We start from the raw sequence: 21,645 nt of genomic DNA on the forward strand, positions 1-21,645 counted from the left end.
ATGAAGAGCACCGATAATCTTGAAAGTAATAAGTATGACATTAAAAAACATCTTAAAAACGACCGCACTTTTCACCTTAACAATTGGTACAAGTATTGCCGCTTTTGCTAATACACAGAAGATGTATGGCATTCAAGGGGATTCACTGTCGATTACCACGACCGTTCAAGCGCCACAGAGCTATGAAGTGAATGGTAAAACATACACCACGCAAGGTAATGAAGCGAAATCCTATTCAAAAGAAGGGACAGCAAGCTATTACCACCATAAATTTAATGGTCGTAAAACAGCTAATGGTGAACGCTATAATTCGGCACTGTTCACCGCTGCCCATAAAACGTTGCCTTTAAACTCTTATGCAGTTGTCACAAACTTGCATAATAATCGCAAAGTGATCGTGCGGATTAATGATCGCGGTCCATTCAGTGAGAAACGTATCATTGACTTATCCCATTCTGCTGCGAAAGAATTGGGTCTTATTGCTCGTGGTACAGGGCAAGTAAGAATTGAAGCGTTACATGTGGATCATAAAGGTCAAATTTCAGGTGCGGGAGCAAAAACATTAGCTAAGCATGCTAAAACACAAGAAGCCAGTGATCGTTTAGTTATCAATAAAAATAACGAAAAAAAAAATCAAAACTTAGACAGCACAAACGATGCAAAAACTGTCTTCAAGCTAAAACTTCTCGCAGTGTCGTCAAAAAATCAAGCCGAAGACATCATAAACAGACTCGATCTAGACGGCATAAAGGCAGAAATTAACCAAAATGGACAAAACTACGAAATTCATTTTGGTCCGTTAGCTGATCAAGCTGATGTTAATCAATTAAAAACAAAATTACAAAAAACGACCAATGGACAACCAGTAATCGTTTATACTTATAAAAACTAATACGCTATTAAAGGAAAAACTATGTTAAAACAATCTGCAAAATTGAAAAAAATTGTTCTATTCTCGGGATTAATGGCTGCCTCAACATTCGCTGCAGCTGAAGATCTTCAATACGGTATTGCTGTACCAGAAGTGAATGCGCAAACCTATGTTTTAATGGATTACAATTCTGGTGCGGTGCTTGCATCACTTAATCCAGATCAACGCCAATACCCTGCTTCATTAACTAAAATGATGACTAGTTATGTGGTAGGTGCTGCATTAAAACAAGGCAAAATTCATAATGAAGATATGGTTACCATTGGCGAAAGTGCTTGGGGAAGAAACTTCCCAGATTCTTCAAAAATGTTCTTAAATTTAAATCAACAAGTATCCGTAGGTGATTTAAACAAAGGGATTATCATTGTTTCAGGTAATGATGCGTGTGTCGCAGTGGCAGAACATATTTCTGGTACCGTGGCTAACTTCGTTGATACCATGAATAAATACGTTCAACAATTTGGCTTAAAAAATACCAACTTCACGACTCCACACGGTTTAGACGATCCAAACCAATATTCAACTGCTCGTGATATGGCGATTATTGGTGCACATATTATTCGTGATTTACCGGATGAATATAAAATCTACGCAGAAAAAGACTTCACCTTTAACAAAATCAAACAACCTAACCGTAACGGCTTACTATGGGACAAAACCATTAATGTAGACGGCATGAAAACAGGTCACACTAGCCAAGCAGGTTATAACCTTGTCGCATCGGCAACAAGTCCAAATAATATGCGTTTGATTTCTGTTGTGATGGGCGTACCAACCTATAAAGGGCGTGAAGTAGAAAGCAAAAAGCTCTTACAATGGGGGTTTGCTAACTTTGAAACATTAAAAGCCCACAAAGCCAATGAAAAAATTTCAACACAATCGGTTTACTACGGTGATAAAGGTGAAGTTCAACTTGGTTTATTACAAGATGGCTTTATTACAGTGCCAAAAGGGAAACAAGCAGACTTAAAAGCACGTTACGAATTAGATAACAAATACTTACAAGCACCTTTAACAAAAGGTCAGGTTGTTGGTAAAATCGTTTATCAACTAGATGGCAAGGATGTGGCAATTGTTAATCTTCAAGCATTAGAAGACGTGCAAGAAGGTGGTTTCTTCGGTAAAGGTTGGGACTGGTTAGTGTTAACAATCAAAGGATTATTTGATTAAAGGCCTTGAAAATTACCCGCACTTCCCCATTTATATCACATCAATAAATTCGTAAGGTGTGTGAATTTAACTGATTCATGCACCTTACTCTTAAATAAGGATGCAACATGACAACCGAAAATGATTATGAAAAACTAAAAGAGTTAATGGAATTCCCCGCTGCAATGACATTTAAAGTCGCAGGTGTTAACCGTGAAGGCTTAGCGCAAGACATCGTTGCGGTGATACAAAAATATTTACCTGGTGATTATATTCCAAAGGAAAAACGCAGCAGCAAAGGAACCTATAATTCTGTTTCAATTGATATCGTGGCACAAAACTTTGAGCAAGTAGAAACCCTTTACAAAGAGCTTGCTAAAGTGGAAGGTGTCAAAATGGTTATCTAAGATGAACAAAACAGATTTAATTGTCCGTCAATTAGGATTACAAGATTATCAAGAGATCTGGCATAAAATGCAGGAATTCACCGATAATCGAGATGCAGAAACAACTGATGAAATTTGGCTTGTCGAGCATCACCCTGTTTTCACACAAGGCCAAGCCGGCAAACCAGAGCACTTATTACAAAGTAGTAATATACCTGTTGTTCAATCAGATCGCGGCGGTCAAATTACTTATCATGGTCCAGGTCAGCAGGTCATGTATGTGCTCATTGATATTAAACGTCATGAACATTTAAATGTTCGTCAATTAGTGACCGCACTTGAACAATCTGTCGTGGAAACCCTCGCAGACTATGGCATTAAAGGTTATCCAAAACCCGATGCACCAGGCGTATATATTGACGGCAAAAAAATCTGTTCATTAGGCTTACGTATCCGTAAAGGGTGCTCTTTCCACGGTTTGGCATTTAATATCAATATGGATCTCAATCCTTTCCATTATATTAATCCTTGCGGCTATGCAGGGCTTGAAATGTGTCAGCTTGCTGACTTTATTGGTAAAGAAGAGGCGACACTTGACAAGGTTTCCCCCAAATTAATTAAACACTTTGCCGAACTTTTGGGCTATAATGTTACAAATTTATAACATTCACTTTTATAACACATTTAAAAATGCCTGAATCAGGCATTTTTCTTTAGGAAAGAACAATGTCAACGCCTTTTAAAATGGAACGCGGAGTAAAATACCGCGACGCTGCCAAAACATCAATTATCCCTGTTAAAAATATCGATCCTGACCAAGAATTATTGAAAAAGCCGGAATGGATGAAGATCAAATTGCCGTCTAGCTCATTAAAGATCGAAACGATTAAAAACGGGATGCGTCGTCATGGCCTACATTCTGTATGCGAAGAAGCTTCTTGTCCAAATTTACACGAGTGCTTTAATCATGGCACGGCAACCTTTATGATTCTAGGCGCAATTTGTACTCGTCGCTGCCCTTTCTGTGACGTTGCACATGGTAAACCCTTACCACCCGATCCGGATGAACCACGTAAATTAGCTGAAACCATCCAAGATATGAAGTTGAAATATGTGGTGATTACCTCTGTTGACCGCGATGATTTACCTGATCGTGGAGCTGGCCATTTTGCTGAATGTGTAAAAGAAGTACGTGCATTAAATCCCGGTATTAAAATTGAGATTTTAGTGCCTGATTTCCGTGGTCGTATTACTCAAGCCTTAGAAAAATTAAAAGACAATCCACCAGATGTATTCAACCACAACTTGGAAAATGTGCCTCGTTTATATAAAGAAATTCGTCCAGGTGCTGATTATCAATGGTCTTTAAAATTACTTCATGATTTCAAAGAAATGTTCCCAAACATTCCAACTAAATCAGGCTTAATGGTTGGATTGGGTGAAACCAATGAAGAAATCCTTGAAGTGATGGAAGACTTACGTGCAAATGGCGTCACCATGCTTACACTTGGCCAATATCTCCAACCAAGTCGCCATCACTTACCGGTTGCTCGCTATGTGCCTCCAGCAGAGTTTGATGAGTTCCGTGATAAAGCCAACGCAATGGGCTTTGAACACGCAGCTTGTGGTCCATTTGTTCGCTCTTCCTACCATGCTGATTTACAAGCAAGTGGTGGATTAGTGAAGTAATCAAAAACAGATAAAAAATGACCGCACCTTAAATCTCAAGTGCGGTCATTTTTTATGTCATCCTTTCAACTAGTCAGTTGCGGCGGGTTTCCCTTCTTCCCCCTCGTCAGTTTCCATCATGCTTTCTTGACGAAGATCTTCAAACGTACGACCATTAATTAAATAGCCATTTTCCGTTTTTTCTACTCTAGAAACATAGTTATCACCTTCTTCCACAAATTCTCGGTGAAGTTTTCCATCATGTTTCACAAAGCTACTTAAATATTGCCAAAAGTATGAGTTTTCCTTAATTGCTAAGGCTTTTTCATTTTGGTCATCAAACAACATTTTATTTAATGTCAGATTAAATGTGCCTTCAATATTATCAGGAATCATATCCGATGAATCATCTTCTGGTACTTGAGGCACAATACCACTAACTTCCAATTTAACTGGATAAGCAGTGGTTTCAGGATAAGTATTTAAATTGAAATTTAACGTTGCATTATCAACAATTAAATCGAGCTCTTTCCATGAGTTTTTAATGTATTTCTCAAATGTTGCTGACGTTAAATGCGTGTTACATAATGCACCATAAAAAGGTGCTGAGCAAAATCTTGCTGATAAATGCGCTTTGCTATGATTAACTTTAAATGGCGCATCCACAGATAATTTCTCAAATTGGAAACCCGCACTTGGATAACCAATTTTATTCGCAGACAATGTGATATGCTCATTATATTGGTCATTGTCTAATGTTTCCGTCTTATCACTGGCTGATATGTTATCAAGCACTAAATCGGCCATATTAAATGATTTTAACGCGGCTTCAATATTGGTTTTACCACTAAATTCTTTTACCCATTTATCTTTGGCATTTAAGAAATCTTTATTGTCTTTTGCCGGCGCTTCTTTCTCTGCAATGGTATCTAATAAAAACGGTACAAAAGCCAGTTCATTTGCCACATTGTAATCATCTAACTGAATATTAACCTTACCACCTTTGGCTTCCCATTTACGGTCTTCATCGGTAGGCGTTTGCTTCACGCTTTCAACATTCAGTTTAAAATCCACATTGGCTTTAGTTAAATCCGTATTCGCCAACTTAAGTTCAAGACCTGCATTTTGTAAGTTAAAGTAAGGTTGATTATTTTTAGGGACATTAACAGAAAGCACAGATAACGAACTATCAAAACGATCATTTTGTGTAAAAATTTTCGTCAACAAATTGACGCCATCTTTAATGCTTAATGAACCATCACTTAATTTTTTAAATTCATGATGAAAATTGATCGAACCAGGTACACCGTTTTGCTTAACTAATAAATTTAAACCACCCGCTGTTGCTTGACTTTCTTCCGTCGTACGGCTTTTATTGGCTACGCGCAAAATATCACTGCTGAATTTTGTGCTCAGATCTCGTTTATCTGCCTCGCCTGGTTTTACATCAAAATGGTAAGTCGCATTTTTAAGGTAAATATGTGTATTTTCACCATTTAACAACGCTAATTCGGCATTTTTCGCGGTTAATTCTATACTTGATAGGTCATACTGATTTGCACCGACAGGTACTAGATGAGCTTCACCTTCAATTTGTTCCAGTTTAGTGTCTTTATCGTAATTAAATCCACTTAAGGTTGTTTTCAGCTCAACTTCTTTATTTTTTAAGAAATTAAGACCGATAGAAAGGTTTTGGGACTTATTCGCAAAATCACGGAATTCCGTCAAAATATCAGACTGTAAATAATCCCCTACTGGAGAAAATTTACTGTTAATTGTATTTTTATCAATCGTGATATTTAATGTTTTATTTAATTGACGAACTAATTGATCGGATAACTGTGACTCAGCCGTAATAAAGAAAGGCAACGCGGTAAGCTTGGTTGAAATCACACTCGTGTTTTTCGACTCGCTATTTTTTACGCTAAAGATTAACTCACGAATAAAAAAGTTTTTCGCAGTTTGCGTCACATTCAATGTTGCTTGATTATCCAAAGAGTAAGGGAAATTTTTTAATACCTGATCGATTTTGTGATTGGTATAAAATTGTGCGCCGATCCCAAGTGCCACTGCGATAGCCGAAATCGTCAATGTTATTGTTTTTTTCTTGCTCATAACGTCCCCAGATGCGATCTCAATTTATGATCTCAAAATCCTTTTGAAAAATTAACCGCACTTTTCTCTTCAAAGTACGGTCAGTTTTCAATCTTTTTTAGCCTAAGATTTTATCTAATTCTTGGCTTACAGCTTCCACTTTTTGAGTACCATCTAAACGGAAATATTGCGTATTACCTGCTTTCGCTTCAGCTTGGTAATAATCAATTAATGGACTGGTTTGTTTGTGGTAAACCGCTAAACGATCTAATACCGTTTCTGGTTTATCATCTGCACGGATAATTAAATCTTCACCCGTCACATCATCTTTACCTTCCACTTTTGGTGGGTTGTAAACGATGTGGTAAGAACGTCCAGATGCTTGGTGTACACGACGACCACTCATACGTTCAACGATCACTTCATCTGGTACATCAAACTCTAAAACGTAGTCAATTTTCACGCCTGACTCTTTTAATGCATCCGCTTGTGGAATCGTACGTGGGAAACCATCTAATAAGAAACCATTTGCACAATCTGGTTGAGAAATACGATCTTTTACTAACGCCACGGTTAATTCATCCGGTACTAATTTCCCTTCATCCATTAATGCTTTTGCTTGTTTGCCTAATTCAGTCCCTGCTTTAATCGCTGCACGGAACATATCCCCTGTTGAAATTTGTGGGATACCAAACTTGTTCATAATAAATTGCGCTTGTGTGCCTTTTCCTGCACCAGGTGCACCTAAAAGAATAATTTTCATACGAATCTCCAATAAATAATAGACCTGTTTAAAATACCGTTAAAGCCTTGTTTGGTCAAATGATTTTGCTGTTAATTTTGACCGCACTTTATTTTATTTTAAGCTTTTTCATTTCCTTTTTCATTCCATGGTGCCACCCAAAATAAACAAATCATTCCTGGGATAGCAAGGAATAAACAAATCCAGAAAAAATGATAGTAGCCTACTGCTTTAACCAAGTAGCCCGATAACATACCAAGCCCTTTACTTGGTAAAGCAGAAAGGCTGGTAAATAAAGCTAATTGAGTGGCTGTATAAAGCGGATTCGTTTCGCGAGCCATAAAGGCGACAAAGGCAGCGGTACCAAGACCAACACCGATATATTCACCCGCAATCACGAAACCTAATTTCCAAAGTTCTGCAGCACCGATATGGTCAAAATGCCCAAATGCAGCTAACCAAATAAATCCACCAATAGTAATCAATTGGATAAAACCAAATACCCATAATGCGCGGTTAATGCCTAGGCGTAACATAATCACGCCACCGACGAGACCGGCTGAGATACTTGCCCAAAGAGAGATACTTTTTACCACCAACGCAATATGCTCTTTTTCAAAGCCCATGTCATAGACGAATTTAGTTTGTAACGTAGTAGCAAACGAATCACCAAATTTATACAAGAACAAAAAGAGTAAAAAACCGATGGCTTGCGCGACGCCTTTACGTTGGAAGAACTCTCTCAAGGGTATCCAAAACACCATATAGAAAGGTTGATCACGATCGACCTGTGCAATGTTTGGTTCTTTCGCTAAAAAGAGCGTCATAAATATGCCCGCTAGCATACAAAGTGCGGTCCGTAAAAAGACGGTTTCCCATGGATGAATCGTCGCTAAATAAAGCGACAGCCCCCCAGGAATTAAACCTGCAACACGATAAGCATTGATATGGATGGTGTTTCCCAATCCTAATTCATTATCGGTCAAAATTTCACGGCGATAAGCATCAAGCACAATATCTTGTGTCGCAGATACAAAGGCAATAAATGTCGCAAGTTTAGCTACTGTTCCCAACTGTGCCACAGGATCAAACTGACTAATCGCATAAAGGGAAATCAGCAAAATCACTTGAGAAATCAATAACCAACTACGACGACGCCCTAAAAAATGCGGGAAATAGCGGTCTAATAATGGTGCCCATAAAAACTTCAAACCATATGGCACCATCACCCCTGTCAATGCACCGATTAATTCAACGGAAAGCCCTTTATCTGTCAGCCATACCGGCAACATTTGCGATAACACGAAAAGTGGTAAACCCGAACTAAATCCAGTAAAGACACAGATCAGCATTTTTCGGGTAAATATTTGACTAGAAAGGGATTGTTCTGACATAAAGTGCGGTTATTTTTGAGCGTGTTTTATCTGATTGAAATATTAAGGGCGGAATGATACTCCGCCCAACAAGAGTGAGATTAATCTCTGTATCCTTTCGGATTATTTTTTTGCCAATTCCAAGTGTCTTTCATCATTTGCTCAAGACCACGTTCAGCTGTCCAATTTAACTCTTTCGCAGCAAGACTTGGATCAGAATAGCATGTTGCAATATCACCAGGGCGACGCGCAACAAGACGATACGGGATTTCGATATTGTTCGCTTGTTCAAACGCTTTCACCATATCAAGCACAGAATAACCCGTACCTGTACCTAAGTTATAAATGTGTAAACCTGCGTCATTTTCATGGCGATTTAATGCTTTTAAGTGACCAATCGCTAAATCCACCACATGGATATAATCACGTACACCTGTACCATCATGAGTATCATAATCGCTACCAAATACCGAAAGTTGCGGTAATTTACCGATCGCAACTTGGCTGATGTAAGGCAATAGATTATTTGGAATGCCATTTGGATCTTCACCAATCAAGCCACTTGCGTGAGCGCCCACGGGGTTGAAATAACGTAAGATCGTCATACTAAATTGCGGTTCAGCTTTCGCAACATCAGTCAAAATTTGTTCCACCATGTATTTAGATGTGCCGTAAGGATTGGTTGTGCCACCCACTTTACAATCTTCCGTAATTGGAATAATTTCTGGATCACCATAAACCGTTGCAGATGAACTAAATACAAAGTTCCACACGCCTGCTTTTTTCATTTCTTGAATCAAAACAATCGTGCCTGATACGTTATTCATATAGTATTCAGCGGGTTTTTGAACACTTTCACCCACAGCTTTTAAACCCGCAAAATGGATGACCGATTGAATGCTGTTTTCAGCAAAGATTTTTTGTAATAAAGCTCGATCTAAAATATCGCCTTCATAAAATTTCACGTCTTTACCGGTAATTTCTTTGACTCGTTCTAAAGATTTTGGGGAGGAATTGCATAAATTATCCAATACCACCACGTCTTTATTTACATTTAATAATTCCACTACGGTGTGTGAACCGATATAGCCGGCTCCACCTGTTACTAAAATCGCCATGGTTTGCTCCTTAATCATTTTGTTCGTGAATTATAACATTGATTTCTACGATACATAAATTTATCCCCTTTTTTGACCGCACTTTGGTGTGATCGTTGTCACATAATAAACATTTTTCTATAGGAATTTGATTTGAATCATTGAAGCACCTCTCGATGAGGCGAATAATAGCCTGCGAAAATCAAAAAGATAAAGGAAGACAACATGAAACCTCAAATACTTCAAAAAACCGCACTCGCATTACTCGTTGGTTGGTATGCTGCTAATGCAGCCGCTTATTCTGAACAAGGCCAAGCTGGTAATACCAAAAGTTGGGAAAGTGCCGAATACCTCAAAGACTGGGGCTTGACCTCAATGAATGCCTCCACGGCTTATGCCCTTGGCTTTAATGGTTTTGGCGTGAAAATTGGCGTAATGGATTCTGGCGTACTATTAAACCACCCTGAATTTCAAGACGGTCGAATCCACGTTGTAAAAACGGAAGGGACTTATAGTAAAGATGACATGCGTTATCCCGATGCCTCTGTGGGCAATGGGCCAATTAATAAAAACGAACCCGTAAAAAACGGCAAACGTAATTTTGATAAAACAGATAATGGCATCTTCACTAAAGGTGAAGCCTTCAATATTGACGGCACATGGCATAAATATACCAATGATGCACACGGTACGCACGTTGGCGGTACAATGGCGGCAACGCGTGATGGCAACGAGATGCATGGTGTAGCATTCGGTGCTAATCTGTATTCTGCCAATACCGGTGGTAACGACAACATGACCTATGGTCCAAATCAAGACTATGGTTTCTTCTTACAAGGCTACTCTGCCCTAGCAGATGCCGGTGCAAAAGTGATTAATAACAGTTGGGGGTCAAACCGTCGTGTTAATTCATCCTTTGCTGGCGCACAAGGCTACAAACCAAAATATGATTGGCGTGATGTGCCTGAATATGGCGTGCAATACTACGATGTACCAAAAGCACCTGAGCCAATTTCCAGTCCTGCGGCATATATTTATTTAAGTAACTTAGACGAAGCTGAAAAAGCTTATTATCAATTTGTCACCAGTGGTGAGAAAAACTTTGTTGATGCGGCTTATGAAGTGGCAAAAAATAAACAAGTGATTCAAGTTTTTACAGCGGGTAACCGCAGTATGATGGCAGAGTCCTTTACGCGTGCGATGTTGCCTTATTTCAGACCTGATGCAGAAAAATACTGGGTAAACGTCACAGGGCAAGTCGGTGGTGAAGGTTATCCGAATGACTCAAATGACGATGTGAGTGATGAAAAAGCAGGCGCAGATATTCAAGAATTTAACCTAGCCGGCCATTCAAAATGGTGGACGATTGCGGCACCATCCGCCAACATCTATTCTGCCTATATTCAATTACAAGACAACGACACTTATGGTGAGCCTATCTACAAATCGGCTGGTGGTACTTCAATGGCGGCGCCTCACGTAAGTGGTGCGTTAGGTGTCATTCTTTCTCGCTATCCATACATGACAACCGATCAAGCGCGCGATGTTATGCTCACTACTGCGAGACAAACCACACTTCGTAAAGGGCTTGAAGGTAAACCATTAGAACGTTGGGAAACTGAACAAGGTGTACCAAGTAACGTTTGGGGTTGGGGTATTTTGGATCTTGGCAAAGCCATGTTTGGTCCTGGTCAATTCTTAGGAAACGTGAAAATCAACCTCAACCAAAATGATGTTTGGTCAAATGATATTAGCGATAAAGCCATCAAAGCACGTCAAGTCGAAGATCAAACTGAAGCGGCAACTTGGGCAACACTCAAAGCAGAATTACAAGCGTTAATGCAAAATCGTGCAGGCGCGACAGCTGAAGAAAAAGCGGAATATCAAGTAGGTTTAGCACGTGAAGTGGCTCGTAATGAACGTGCTGCACAGGGCTATGTCGGTGCATTAACTAAAAATGGTTCTGGTACCTTAACCCTCACCGGTAATAACAGCTTCACTGGTGAAATTACCGTGAATGAAGGTCAGCTTTCAGGGTTAAATCAATCCCTTGGTTCGGCACAACAAGTTATCGTAAAACAAGGTGCAACATTGGAAGTGTTACCGAAAGCGGAAGTCACTAAACCAAGTGAGAATGGATTTGCCACCGAAACCTTAACCAGCACTGCGAAAACGGTCACTGCAACGGTAGAAAAAGGTGGTCGTTTCTTACTGAATAATGGTATTGCGAACGTCAATGCAACCTTTGCAGACGGTTCTGTTTTAGTGCCAAATAAATTTGACGAAGAAATTCTGCCTCAATTACAACAAGATCCACAAAAAGTGGTTTCAGTACAAGGTTTTGGCTCATTTGTAGGAGCTGAAAATGCAGTAGTTGAAACACCTCGCACTTATGATTTCCTTACGGTGAAAAATGAAAGTAATGCGAATACATTGAAAGTGACCGTTCAGAAAAAAGCCCTTGCATCTGCAGCAACCACTGAAAATGAAGCGGCTATCGCCAACACCTTAGATGCAGCAACAAACAGCCCTGATTACCAAAACCTTGTTTTGGGAACTGAAGAGAATGCTCGCCAAGCTTTTGCTCGTTTAAGCTATGATGAGGATCTCTCGGCTCAACAACACAATGTGTTAAACGGCTTATTGCTTCGTCAGCAACTTGCCCAACCAAGTGCGGTCAGAGCTCAGCTTGATGCAGGCACACAAATTTGGACAAGTGGCACCTTCACCCACTTCAGCACAGATAGCTTAAGCAGCCATGCGTACAATCAACTTGTGGGTATTGATGCGACCATTGATACAAACAAACATATAGGTGTATTTGTTGGCTCAACACAAAACAGCCACAAAATTGACCGCACTTCGAGAGATCGTGCCGTACATTTAGGCTTAACAGCTGAACATCGCTTCAACGTGTTAACACCGAAAATTGGCTTTATTCAAAGCTGGGGTAAACACGAACAACGGGCTGAATTTGCACAAGGCGTGAAAACCCATAGCCAAACACAAAATGTCTTTGCTGAACTTGCCTACACGGGCTTAAAAGGGGAACATTTTGCGATTGAACCTTATGCTGGCGTAAGCTATATGCACATCAAAAACAAAGGTGTGACAAAAGACGAAGTGCAGTTAAAAGACAACAATCGTGATTTAATCGTCACCTCTGCAGGTTTACGTCCATCCATTCCATTTGCAATCGGTGGCGTTCAAGTAAATCTATTAGGTGATGTGGCTTATCATCGTTTCCATAAAGATAAAGCCGCTGAAGGTAGCTTAGTTATCAATAACCAAGGTGTAGCGAATCTTTATGGTAAAGAATTGAAAAATGTCGTCACGACAGGTGTGGCACTACAAGCTCAATTTACACCAGTATTGAGTATGAAAGTCGGCTATCAAGGTGCTTATAACCACGATACCAAAGCCAATAATGTTAATGCGGAATTACGTTTCTCGTTTTAACGATATTCAATAAGACAAAAGTGCGGTCAAAATTGACCGCACTTTTGCTCATAGATAAATAAAAAGGTATCAACTTGATTCCTTTTAAATTCATTAAAATGAAAAATTAACGTTCGTTCCAACGTTTGATTGATTCACGAATCACTTCTTTTGCTTCTTCTACATTGCCCCAGTGAGTCACTTTCGTTGAACCTGGTTTTTTTAATGCTTTGTAGTTGTTGAAGTGGAATTCAATTTGTTTGATTAATTGCGCAGGCACATCGGCAAGGCTGTTGTATGCATTGCCGGTATCGCGGTCATCTGCTGGCACACAAACGATTTTATCGTCCACTTCGCCATCATCAACGAATTTCATCACACCGATTACTTTTGCTTCGAGGAATACACCTGTTGCAAGTGGTTGGCGAGTTAATAATAAAACGTCTAACTCATCGCCATCTTCGTCTAAAGTTTGTGGAATGAAACCATAGTTAGTTGGTTTTGCGAAGATCGCTGGCTCAACACGGTCTAATTGGAACGCTGCAACTTTACGGTTCCATTCGATTTTGTGGCAGCTACCTTCTGGAATTTCATTTACCACATTGATAATGCCAGCATCTACATCGCCTGGCGTTAAAATTTGATTAAAATCAGCCATTGTTTTTCCTTTTTTTGATTACGTTAAAAACTTGCAGAGTATAGCAGTTTTTAGTCGATAAAAAAATATGCGAAAAACATCCTCAAAACTGACCTCACTTTCCCGCCAGACTGACAGAAAACGATTACGCAAACGTTTACTTTTAAGTAATTTGCTATAAAATAGCACGTCTTTTTTTGATTATTAACCTAGGGGACTTTATGTCAAGTTTAGAAAAAACCTTTGAACTCAGCAAACGCGGTTCAACGGTTCGTCAAGAAATCATCGCAGGTTTAACCACCTTTTTAGCGATGGTGTATTCCGTGATTGTTGTGCCTAAAATGCTGGGTGATGCAGGCTTTCCGGCTGAATCAGTGTTTATTGCAACCTGTTTAGTCGCGGGGCTTGGATCAATTTTAATCGGTTTTTGGGCAAATGCGCCAATGGCGATCGGCTGTGCCATTTCATTAACTGCTTTCACCGCATTTAGCTTAGTGATTGGTCAACATGTTTCTATTCCTGTGGCATTAGGTGCCGTATTCCTCATGGGTTTGGTGTTCACCTTAATTTCTGCAACAGGTATTCGTTCATGGATTCTACGTAACCTGCCATCAAGTATCGCGCATGGTGCAGGGATCGGGATCGGCTTATTCTTACTTTTAATCGCCGCAAATGGCGTAGGCTTAGTGGTCGGCAACCAAGCGGGTTTACCGGTTAAATTAGGTTATTTCACCTCGTTCCCTGTGATGATGTCCTTAATCGGTCTTGCATTCATTATTGGCTTAGAAAAAATGAAAGTAAAAGGCGGGATTTTATGGGTCATCATCGCGATTACTATCGTAGGTTTAATCTTCGATCCAAACGTAACATTCAATGGCCAAATCTTCAAAATGCCAACCTTTGGTGAAAACTCACTTTTCTTACAATTAGATCTCCAAGGTGCATTACAACCTGCCATTTTACCGATTGTTTTTGCGTTAGTGATGACCGCCGTATTTGACGCAACAGGTACTATTCGCGCCGTTGCAGGACAAGCGGACTTATTAGATAAAGATGGACAAATCATCAACGGTGGCAAAGCCTTAACCTCTGATTCTGTAAGTAGCTTATTCTCAGGTTTATTCGGTACTGCGCCAGCCGCTGTTTATATCGAATCAGCAGCAGGGACAGCCGCAGGCGGTAAAACGGGTATCACCGCTATCGTGGTCGGCGTATTATTCTTATTAATGTTATTCTTCCAACCACTTGCATTCTTAGTGCCAGGTTATGCAACTGCACCGGCGTTAATGTATGTAGGCTTATTAATGCTAAGCAATGTGAGCAAATTAGACTTCGATGATTTCGTGGGCGCAATGAGCGGCTTAGTTTGCGCGGTATTCATCGTGTTAACGGCAAACATCGTAACCGGTATCATGCTTGGCTTTGCGGCATTAGTGATTGGTCGTATCGTGAGTGGTGATGTGAAAAAACTCAACATCGGCACAATTATCATCGCCATTGTCCTTGTCGCATTCTATGCTGGCGGCTGGGCGATTTAATTAAATACAATTTTGATAAGGCGAACGAATGGTTCGCCTTTTTTATTTTTAACCTAAAAAACAATCAAAAAACCAACCGCACTTTTACTTTACAAATCCCTAAATCCGCCTAAAATACAGGCCTTTAATACGGCTTGCCAAAAGCAAGCTACTGACCTGAAATCAGACAAGAGAATATTATGACAACCCCATTTAAACCTGAATTACTCTCCCCTGCGGGATCCCTCAAAAATATGCGCTATGCCTTTGCGTATGGTGCAGATGCCGTTTATGCAGGCCAACCACGTTACAGCTTACGTGTACGTAACAATGAATTTAATCATGCCAATTTAAAAATCGGGATCGATGAAGCCCATGCACTTGGTAAAAAATTCTATGTAGTGGTAAACATTGCACCGCATAATTCCAAACTCAAAACCTTTATCAAAGATTTACAACCTGTCATCGACATGGGCCCAGATGCCTTAATTATGTCTGACCCAGGCTTAATTATGTTGGTGCGTGAAAACTTCCCGGATATTGATATTCACCTTTCTGTACAAGCGAATGCGGTAAACTGGGCAACGGTAAAATTCTGGAAACAAATGGGGTTAACTCGTGTGATTTTATCGCGCGAATTATCCATTGAAGAAATTGCCGAAATTCGCCAACACGTGCCCGATATCGAACTCGAAATCTTCGTACACGGTGCGTTGTGCATGGCATATTCTGGCCGTTGCTTGCTTTCTGGCTATATCAACAAACGCGACCCTAACCAAGGCACTTGCACGAATGCTTGCCGTTGGGAATACAAAATGGAAGAAGGCACGACGGATGAAGTGGGCAACATCGTGCCAAAAATCGATCCTGCTCAACAAATCGAAGTGAAAAATGTCGCACCAACCTTAGGTGAAGGTGCAGTAACGGATAAGGTTTTCCTTTATACCGAATCACAAAAGCCCGATGAGCAAATGACGGCGTTTGAAGATGAGCACGGCACCTACTTCATGAACTCAAAAGATCTGCGTGCCGTACAACACGTGGAAAAATTGACCGCACTTGGTGTGCATTCTTTAAAAATCGAAGGCCGTACTAAATCATTCTATTACTGCGCGAGAACCGCACAAGTTTACCGCAAAGCCATTGATGATGCGGCAGCAGGCAAACCATTTGATGAAAGCTTAATGGATACGTTGGAATCCCTTGCTCATCGTGGTTATACCGAAGGTTTCTTACGTCGCCATACGCACGATGAATACCAAAATTACGAATACGGCTACTCTATCTCTGAACGCCAACAATTTGTCGGTGAATTTACCGGTAAACGTAACGAGCAAGGTATGGCTGAAGTGGCGGTGAAAAATAAATTCTTGCTTGGTGATGAAGTAGAAATGATGACTCCACAAGGCAACATCGTCTTTAAAATTGAAAAAATGCTCAATCGCAAAAATGAAAATGTGGAAGCCGCACTTGGCGATGGTCACTTTGTCTTTTTAGATGTCCCACAAGACGTCCAACTTGATTATGCATTGTTGATGCGTAACTTAGTCAACACCAACACACGCAATCCACACAATTAATTTGTTAAAAAATTGTTGCATTTGTTAATAAATGCACTATAATACATCCCATACCTGATTTGTTAATTCAACAACTCATAGTATGACTCCAAATATTTTGCCCTTTCACCTTTTTGAAAGGGCTTTTTTTCTTGTTCTTTCCTCCGAATAGCTCTAGACTATGCCCCATTTTTAGCTTTCATTATTTATAATTATGCGTGTTTCTGACTTTCATTTTGACTTACCTGATGAGCTGATTGCTCGTTACCCTAAAGAAGATCGCTCTTCTTGCCGTTTGCTACAGCTTAATGGTGAAAACGGGGAAATTTCTCACCGCACTTTTACCGATGTATTGGATTTAATCGACGAAGGGGATTTGTTGATTTTTAACAATACGCGCGTGATTCCTGCTCGTATGTTTGGTCGTAAAGCCAGTGGCGGAAAAATTGAAGTATTGGTTGAACGTGTTTTAAGTGAACATCATTTCTTAGCACATATTCGTTCGTCAAAAGCACCAAAAGAAGGCGCTGAATTATTTTTAGGTGAAGATAAGCTCGGTGAAAATAAGGGCGTAAAAGCGATTATGATTGGTCGTCAAGATGCGCTTTTTGAAGTGGAATTAGCGGATAAAAGTCGCAATGTACTTGATGTGTTGCAAGAAATCGGTCATATGCCGTTACCGCCTTATATTGATCGCCCTGATGAAGAAGCGGATCAAGAATGCTATCAAACCGTGTATAACAAAGTGCCTGGTGCAGTGGCTGCGCCAACGGCTGGCTTGCATTTTGATGATGAGCTTTTACAAAAATTACACGAAAAAGGTGTCAATTTTGAATTTGTGACTTTGCACGTGGGCGCAGGCACATTCCAACCTGTTCGCGTTGAAAATATCGAAGATCACATTATGCACGCGGAATATGTGGAGCTTTCTCAAGAAGTCTGCAATGCCATTATTGAAACGAAAAAAGCGGGTAAACGTGTGATTGCGGTAGGTACAACATCAGTGCGTTCAGTTGAAACGGCAGCCCTATCTGCAGAAGAAAATGGCAACCCAGATTTAATTGAACCTTATTTTTCAGATACATCCATTTTTATTTACCCGGGTAAATCCTTCCGTGTGGTGGATGCGTTAATTACCAACTTCCACTTACCGGAAAGTACATTGATTATGTTAGTGTCTGCCTTTGCAGGCTTTAGCCACACTATGAACGCCTATAAAAGTGCGGTCGAAAATCGCTATCGTTTTTTCAGTTATGGTGATGCGATGTTTATTACTAAAAATCCCAATGTAAAAGGGTTAGAATAAGAAAAATGGGTGGTCAAATGCCACCCATTTTTTTAAATCCAACCTTTTGCTCTAAATTCTTTTAGTACTTTAACAAACACTTTCATCTCATCTGGTGTACCAAGCGTGAGACGATTCCATCCTTGAATAGGCAAAAACTCCCGTCCCACCAAAATAGAATGCGCTTTCATGCGTTCTTGATAAGTTTTTACGTCTCCCTTAATCTCATGGAAAATAAAGTTACCATTAGATGGTGCAAATTTTAAACCAAGTTCTGTTAAGGCATTTTGAACAATCTGACGTGAAACCGCATTACTTTGGAAACTCAATTTTGCAAAGGTTTTATCTTGTAAAGAGGCCACTGCAGCCACGGCTCCCGCAAGATTCGTGTTATCCAATGACATAAATTTTTCCACTTCTTCAACCACTTCCGGCTGAGCAAGTAAATATCCCACACGATAGCCCGCTAACGCATAAAACTTAGAGAAAGTCCGTGTCACTAATACATTTTTCAAGCCTTCTTTGACTAATGTCATACCTGTTTCAAAGGCAGGATCCTCCACAAAGTCCGCATAAGCTTCATCTAGCAGAAAATAGCTATTTTGAGAAAATGATTTAATCCAAGGGAAAAGTGTTTTAGCCGGCGTAATCATTGATGTTGGATTATTTGGGTTACATAAATAGAAAATCGTCACACCATCAAAGGCTTCTGCGGCGTTTTTTAACTTCGTTAAATCAAAAGAAAAATCGTCTGCGAGCGGCACTTTCACCACTGGCACACCTAACGCTTTTGCATATAATTCTGCATAATTAAATGTTGGATCCGGCACCACGAGTTGAACCGCTTGTTTTGCATTTTGAGCCTTAACGATCAATGCTTGGACGGCTGCTTGAATATTTTCTGAAGAACCATTTCCCAATGAAATGAAACTTTCAGCGACATTGTGTTTAGCAGCTAATTGCGTAATGACTGCTGCACGTTGATCATCTGGATAATATGAACCGATTGCTAAACTATTCATAATCGCTTGTTTTGCTTTTTCCGACATCCCTAACGCATTCTCATTAAAATTGAGATGTAATACTTTCGTTGACGTTGCTTTTGGCACCTGATTTTCTGCCATCAATTTTGGTGCCAATGCCATACCTAACGCTGTCGTACCTGCTAATTTAAAAAGTGTTCTCCGTTGCATAATCGCCTCCCGATTTAAAATATAATTATTCATTTAAAATGCATTTTTATTCAAATTAGCATGAAAATTTACTTCTGCAAGAGATTTTTTGACTTATTAAATCACACCGCATAAAATGCTCTCTCACAAAGATTGTTAAGCCTGTGAAAACAAGACAGGCTTTTTTATTGCAAAAAATCTTCGAACTGTTTATTCGTTGAGGAAAGAAAATGAAATATGAATTAGATAAAACCAGCGGCAGTGCGCGTCGTGGTCGCTTGGTATTTGAACGTCCACAAGGTACGTTCAGCGTAGAAACCCCAGCATTTATGCCAGTGGGGACCTATGGCACCGTAAAAGGTATGACACCGGAAGAAGTGCGTGCAACAGGTGCAGAAATTTTATTAGGTAACACCTTCCATTTATGGCTTCGACCTGGTCAAGAGGTGATGCGTAAACACGGTGATTTGCATGATTTTATGCAATGGCATCGTCCTATTCTGACTGACAGTGGCGGCTTCCAAGTATTTAGTTTAGGTAAATTACGTAAAATCACCGAAGAAGGTGTGAAATTCCAAAATCCAATTAACGGTGAGCGTATTTTCCTTTCACCTGAAAAATCCATGGAGATTCAATATGATTTGGGGTCTGACATCGTGATGATTTTCGATGAATGTACGCCATATCCTGCGACTTTCGATTATGCGAAAAAATCCATGGAAATGTCTCTTCGTTGGGCAAAACGTAGCCGTGATCGCTTTGATGAATTAGGCAATAAGAATGCCCTATTCGGTATTATCCAAGGCGGCGTATTTGAAGAATTACGCAAAGTATCATTAGAAGGCTTAGTCAATATTGGCTTTGACGGTTATGCGGTGGGTGGTTTAGCGGTAGGTGAACCTAAAGAAGACATGCACCGTATTTTAGAATACATCTGCCCACAAATCCCGGCTGATAAACCCCGTTATTTAATGGGCGTGGGTAAACCAGAAGATTTAGTGGAAGGCGTGCGTCGTGGTATTGACATGTTTGACTGTGTAATGCCAACCCGTAACGCACGTAACGGCCATTTATTCGTGACAGATGGTATTGTCAAAATCCGTAATGCAAAATACCGCGATGATACAAGTCCATTAGATCCAGAATGTGATTGCTACACCTGTAAAAACTACACCAAAGCTTATTTATATCATTTAGATAAATGCGGTGAAATTTTAGGTGCGCGCTTAAATACCATTCACAATTTACGCTATTATCAACGTTTAATGGCGGAGATTCGTCAAGCTATCGAAGACGATCGTTTTGATGATTTTGTGGTGGAATTCTATGCTCGTATGGGCAAACCTGTTCCACCATTACAGTTAGATCCTACTCAATCTTCTGAAACACAATTATCAGAATAACACATGCAAAGTGCGGTCAAAAATGACCGCACTTTTTAACAAAGGAAACCTTATGCAAATCCTTGAACCTCAACAATTTGCCACTTGGAATGAGCCGATTGATATGCTTTATGCCTGTCATAACAAAGTGAGACGCTTTTGTAAGCAACTCACCATTCTTCCTGGCTACTTAGAAAAAAATGGCGTGAATCAAGCCGTATTAAATGATGTGAAAACCATTTTGCAGTATTTTAATCACGCGGCACCCCTTCATCATGATGATGAAGAAAAAGATTTTTTCCCTGCTTTAATTGAAAAAGCGCCTCAAGCGAAAGAATCGGTAGATGAATTAGAACGCCAACATGTTACTTTGCATGAAAATTGGGCAAAACTTTCTGAACAACTAGAAGAATTGATTGCAGAGAAACGGATTGATGTAGATGAAAGACTGATTACGCTATTTGTAGCAAGCTATGATAGACATCTTGCCCTTGAAGAGCCGCTATTTGAGCTTGGTAAGCAATATTTATCCGCAGAACAACTGACCGCCATGGGCAAAATTATGTTTGCTCGTCGCCAAGTTTAAACCATGAAATATCAATTAGATTTGGCCGCACTTTCCTGCCCGATTCCGCTTTTAACGGCGAAGAAGGCTTTGGCAAATTTAGCGCCGAATGAGGAATTAGTTTTGCAATTAAATCGTCAAAGTGCGGTGGAAAATTTTGTTGTTTTTTGTGAAGAAAATCAATGTGAATTAGTGGATCAACATTGGCTTTCCGAGCAAATCTTCGAAGTTTGCTTGAAAAAAATCAATTAATCCTAAAATTCTCGTTGTTATTGCCTTCATCGGCTTTTACTGAATGCCGTTTTATGGTATTTTACGCACACTTTTAACTTTTCATTTATAAGGAAAACACAATGGAAGCACAAAGCCCAATGTCCACGTTATTTATTTTCGTGATCTTCGGTTTAATTTTTTATTTTATGATTTACCGCCCACAAGCGAAACGTAACAAAGAACACAAAAAATTAATGTCTGAATTAGCGAAAGGCACTGAAGTATTAACCGCTGGTGGTTTGATTGGTAAAATCACTAAAGTAACCGAAGGTGCTGAAATTGTTATCGCTTTAAACGATACCACTGAAATCACGATTAACCGTAACTACATCGTTTCAGTATTACCGAAAGGTTCTGTAAAATCTCTCTAATTTAAA

At 39.8% G+C, this 21,645-nt stretch carries 19 protein-coding genes; 13 read left to right on the forward strand and 6 right to left on the reverse strand.

Annotation, left to right across the window (positions count from 1 at the left end):
• Positions 1-34 precede the first annotated feature (34 nt).
• The 5 genes from INQ00_RS00335 (at position 35) to lipA (ending at position 4,155) form a co-directional block, all read left to right on the forward strand.
• Entirely contained in the window at positions 35-892 is an 858-nt protein-coding gene (locus tag INQ00_RS00335; protein ID WP_197546960.1) for a septal ring lytic transglycosylase RlpA family protein, read from the forward strand.
• Between the two features lie 21 nt (positions 893-913).
• Positions 914-2,101 carry a serine hydrolase gene (locus tag INQ00_RS00340; protein ID WP_197546961.1) on the forward strand — a complete coding sequence of 396 codons (1,188 nt, stop codon included), beginning with the start codon at positions 914-916 and terminating at the stop codon, positions 2,099-2,101.
• Positions 2,102-2,208: 107 nt separating this feature from the next.
• Positions 2,209-2,487 carry a DUF493 family protein YbeD gene (gene ybeD, locus INQ00_RS00345; RefSeq protein WP_111314896.1) on the forward strand — a complete coding sequence of 93 codons (279 nt, stop codon included), beginning with the start codon at positions 2,209-2,211 and terminating at the stop codon, positions 2,485-2,487.
• A 1-nt stretch (position 2,488) separates the two neighbouring features.
• A complete protein-coding gene (lipB, locus tag INQ00_RS00350; RefSeq protein ID WP_197546962.1) occupies positions 2,489-3,130 on the forward strand; it encodes a lipoyl(octanoyl) transferase LipB in 642 nt (213 codons plus the stop codon).
• A gap of 62 nt (positions 3,131-3,192) precedes the next feature.
• Complete coding sequence (gene lipA, locus INQ00_RS00355; protein ID WP_197546963.1) at positions 3,193-4,155, forward strand: lipoyl synthase; 963 nt, start codon at positions 3,193-3,195, stop codon at positions 4,153-4,155.
• A gap of 69 nt (positions 4,156-4,224) precedes the next feature.
• Here lipA and INQ00_RS00360 read toward each other — a convergent pair whose 3' ends face one another.
• The 4 genes from INQ00_RS00360 to galE form a co-directional block, all read right to left on the reverse strand.
• Positions 4,225-6,249, reverse strand: coding sequence for a hypothetical protein (locus INQ00_RS00360; protein ID WP_197546964.1), 2,025 nt, complete (start codon positions 6,247-6,249; stop codon positions 4,225-4,227).
• A gap of 97 nt (positions 6,250-6,346) precedes the next feature.
• The gene (adk, locus tag INQ00_RS00365; RefSeq protein WP_049374331.1) at positions 6,347-6,991 is read right to left on the reverse strand and encodes an adenylate kinase; all 645 of its coding nucleotides are present in this window, start codon (positions 6,989-6,991) and stop codon (positions 6,347-6,349) included.
• A 98-nt stretch (positions 6,992-7,089) separates the two neighbouring features.
• Entirely contained in the window at positions 7,090-8,364 is a 1,275-nt protein-coding gene (locus INQ00_RS00370) for an MFS transporter (RefSeq protein ID WP_197542339.1), read from the reverse strand.
• Positions 8,365-8,444: 80 nt separating this feature from the next.
• The gene (gene galE, locus INQ00_RS00375) at positions 8,445-9,461 is read right to left on the reverse strand and encodes a UDP-glucose 4-epimerase GalE (protein WP_197546965.1); all 1,017 of its coding nucleotides are present in this window, start codon (positions 9,459-9,461) and stop codon (positions 8,445-8,447) included.
• A 204-nt stretch (positions 9,462-9,665) separates the two neighbouring features.
• On the opposite strand from galE, the gene INQ00_RS00380 reads away from it, so the two are divergent.
• Positions 9,666-12,899, forward strand: a complete 3,234-nt coding sequence (locus INQ00_RS00380; RefSeq protein ID WP_197546966.1) for a S8 family serine peptidase — start codon at positions 9,666-9,668, stop codon at positions 12,897-12,899.
• Positions 12,900-13,005: 106 nt separating this feature from the next.
• Here the strand turns inward: INQ00_RS00380 and INQ00_RS00385 are convergent, their stop codons facing one another.
• Positions 13,006-13,536: an inorganic diphosphatase gene (locus INQ00_RS00385; RefSeq protein ID WP_197546967.1), complete on the reverse strand. Its 531-nt coding sequence runs from the start codon at positions 13,534-13,536 to the stop codon at positions 13,006-13,008.
• Between the two features lie 200 nt (positions 13,537-13,736).
• On the opposite strand from INQ00_RS00385, the gene INQ00_RS00390 reads away from it, so the two are divergent.
• The 3 genes from INQ00_RS00390 (at position 13,737) to queA (ending at position 17,897) form a co-directional block, all read left to right on the forward strand.
• Entirely contained in the window at positions 13,737-15,053 is a 1,317-nt protein-coding gene (locus INQ00_RS00390) for an NCS2 family permease (protein WP_197546968.1), read from the forward strand.
• A gap of 179 nt (positions 15,054-15,232) precedes the next feature.
• Positions 15,233-16,612 (forward strand): prephenate-dependent tRNA uridine(34) hydroxylase TrhP, encoded by a 1,380-nt coding sequence (gene trhP / locus INQ00_RS00395; RefSeq protein ID WP_049371619.1) that lies wholly within the window; start codon positions 15,233-15,235, stop codon positions 16,610-16,612.
• Between the two features lie 193 nt (positions 16,613-16,805).
• Entirely contained in the window at positions 16,806-17,897 is a 1,092-nt protein-coding gene (queA, locus tag INQ00_RS00400; protein ID WP_049374339.1) for a tRNA preQ1(34) S-adenosylmethionine ribosyltransferase-isomerase QueA, read from the forward strand.
• 32 nt (positions 17,898-17,929) lie between these two features.
• Here the strand turns inward: queA and INQ00_RS00405 are convergent, their stop codons facing one another.
• Complete coding sequence (locus INQ00_RS00405) at positions 17,930-19,102, reverse strand: pyridoxal phosphate-dependent aminotransferase (RefSeq protein ID WP_232086605.1); 1,173 nt, start codon at positions 19,100-19,102, stop codon at positions 17,930-17,932.
• Between the two features lie 176 nt (positions 19,103-19,278).
• Between INQ00_RS00405 and tgt the strand changes: the two genes are divergently transcribed.
• From tgt to yajC, 4 genes are all read left to right on the forward strand, one after another.
• Complete coding sequence (tgt, locus tag INQ00_RS00410; protein ID WP_014064085.1) at positions 19,279-20,451, forward strand: tRNA guanosine(34) transglycosylase Tgt; 1,173 nt, start codon at positions 19,279-19,281, stop codon at positions 20,449-20,451.
• Between the two features lie 52 nt (positions 20,452-20,503).
• Positions 20,504-21,016, forward strand: coding sequence for a hemerythrin domain-containing protein (locus INQ00_RS00415; RefSeq protein ID WP_197546970.1), 513 nt, complete (start codon positions 20,504-20,506; stop codon positions 21,014-21,016).
• Between the two features lie 3 nt (positions 21,017-21,019).
• Positions 21,020-21,247 carry a sulfurtransferase TusA family protein gene (locus INQ00_RS00420; RefSeq protein ID WP_197546971.1) on the forward strand — a complete coding sequence of 76 codons (228 nt, stop codon included), beginning with the start codon at positions 21,020-21,022 and terminating at the stop codon, positions 21,245-21,247.
• 101 nt (positions 21,248-21,348) lie between these two features.
• Positions 21,349-21,639 (forward strand): preprotein translocase subunit YajC, encoded by a 291-nt coding sequence (gene yajC, locus INQ00_RS00425; protein ID WP_005695468.1) that lies wholly within the window; start codon positions 21,349-21,351, stop codon positions 21,637-21,639.
• The last annotated feature ends 6 nt before the right edge of the window (positions 21,640-21,645 follow it).

Source organism: Haemophilus parainfluenzae, from assembly GCF_014931275.1.
Taxonomy (GTDB): domain Bacteria; phylum Pseudomonadota; class Gammaproteobacteria; order Enterobacterales; family Pasteurellaceae; genus Haemophilus_D.

What these genes read in the sequence shown, in the direction of transcription:
- INQ00_RS00335 (WP_197546960.1), top strand. Translation starts at nt 35, where the DNA reads ATGACATTAAAAAACATCTTAAAAACGACCGCACTTTTCACCTTAACA.
- INQ00_RS00340 (WP_197546961.1), top strand. Translation starts at nt 914, where the DNA reads ATGTTAAAACAATCTGCAAAATTGAAAAAAATTGTTCTATTCTCGGGA.
- ybeD (WP_111314896.1), top strand. Translation starts at nt 2,209, where the DNA reads ATGACAACCGAAAATGATTATGAAAAACTAAAAGAGTTAATGGAATTC.
- lipB (WP_197546962.1), top strand. Translation starts at nt 2,489, where the DNA reads ATGAACAAAACAGATTTAATTGTCCGTCAATTAGGATTACAAGATTAT.
- lipA (WP_197546963.1), top strand. Translation starts at nt 3,193, where the DNA reads ATGTCAACGCCTTTTAAAATGGAACGCGGAGTAAAATACCGCGACGCT.
- INQ00_RS00360 (WP_197546964.1), bottom strand. Translation starts at nt 6,249, where the DNA reads ATGAGCAAGAAAAAAACAATAACATTGACGATTTCGGCTATCGCAGTG.
- adk (WP_049374331.1), bottom strand. Translation starts at nt 6,991, where the DNA reads ATGAAAATTATTCTTTTAGGTGCACCTGGTGCAGGAAAAGGCACACAA.
- INQ00_RS00370 (WP_197542339.1), bottom strand. Translation starts at nt 8,364, where the DNA reads ATGTCAGAACAATCCCTTTCTAGTCAAATATTTACCCGAAAAATGCTG.
- galE (WP_197546965.1), bottom strand. Translation starts at nt 9,461, where the DNA reads ATGGCGATTTTAGTAACAGGTGGAGCCGGCTATATCGGTTCACACACC.
- INQ00_RS00380 (WP_197546966.1), top strand. Translation starts at nt 9,666, where the DNA reads ATGAAACCTCAAATACTTCAAAAAACCGCACTCGCATTACTCGTTGGT.
- INQ00_RS00385 (WP_197546967.1), bottom strand. Translation starts at nt 13,536, where the DNA reads ATGGCTGATTTTAATCAAATTTTAACGCCAGGCGATGTAGATGCTGGC.
- INQ00_RS00390 (WP_197546968.1), top strand. Translation starts at nt 13,737, where the DNA reads ATGTCAAGTTTAGAAAAAACCTTTGAACTCAGCAAACGCGGTTCAACG.
- trhP (WP_049371619.1), top strand. Translation starts at nt 15,233, where the DNA reads ATGACAACCCCATTTAAACCTGAATTACTCTCCCCTGCGGGATCCCTC.
- queA (WP_049374339.1), top strand. Translation starts at nt 16,806, where the DNA reads ATGCGTGTTTCTGACTTTCATTTTGACTTACCTGATGAGCTGATTGCT.
- INQ00_RS00405 (WP_232086605.1), bottom strand. Translation starts at nt 19,102, where the DNA reads ATGAATAATTATATTTTAAATCGGGAGGCGATTATGCAACGGAGAACA.
- tgt (WP_014064085.1), top strand. Translation starts at nt 19,279, where the DNA reads ATGAAATATGAATTAGATAAAACCAGCGGCAGTGCGCGTCGTGGTCGC.
- INQ00_RS00415 (WP_197546970.1), top strand. Translation starts at nt 20,504, where the DNA reads ATGCAAATCCTTGAACCTCAACAATTTGCCACTTGGAATGAGCCGATT.
- INQ00_RS00420 (WP_197546971.1), top strand. Translation starts at nt 21,020, where the DNA reads ATGAAATATCAATTAGATTTGGCCGCACTTTCCTGCCCGATTCCGCTT.
- yajC (WP_005695468.1), top strand. Translation starts at nt 21,349, where the DNA reads ATGGAAGCACAAAGCCCAATGTCCACGTTATTTATTTTCGTGATCTTC.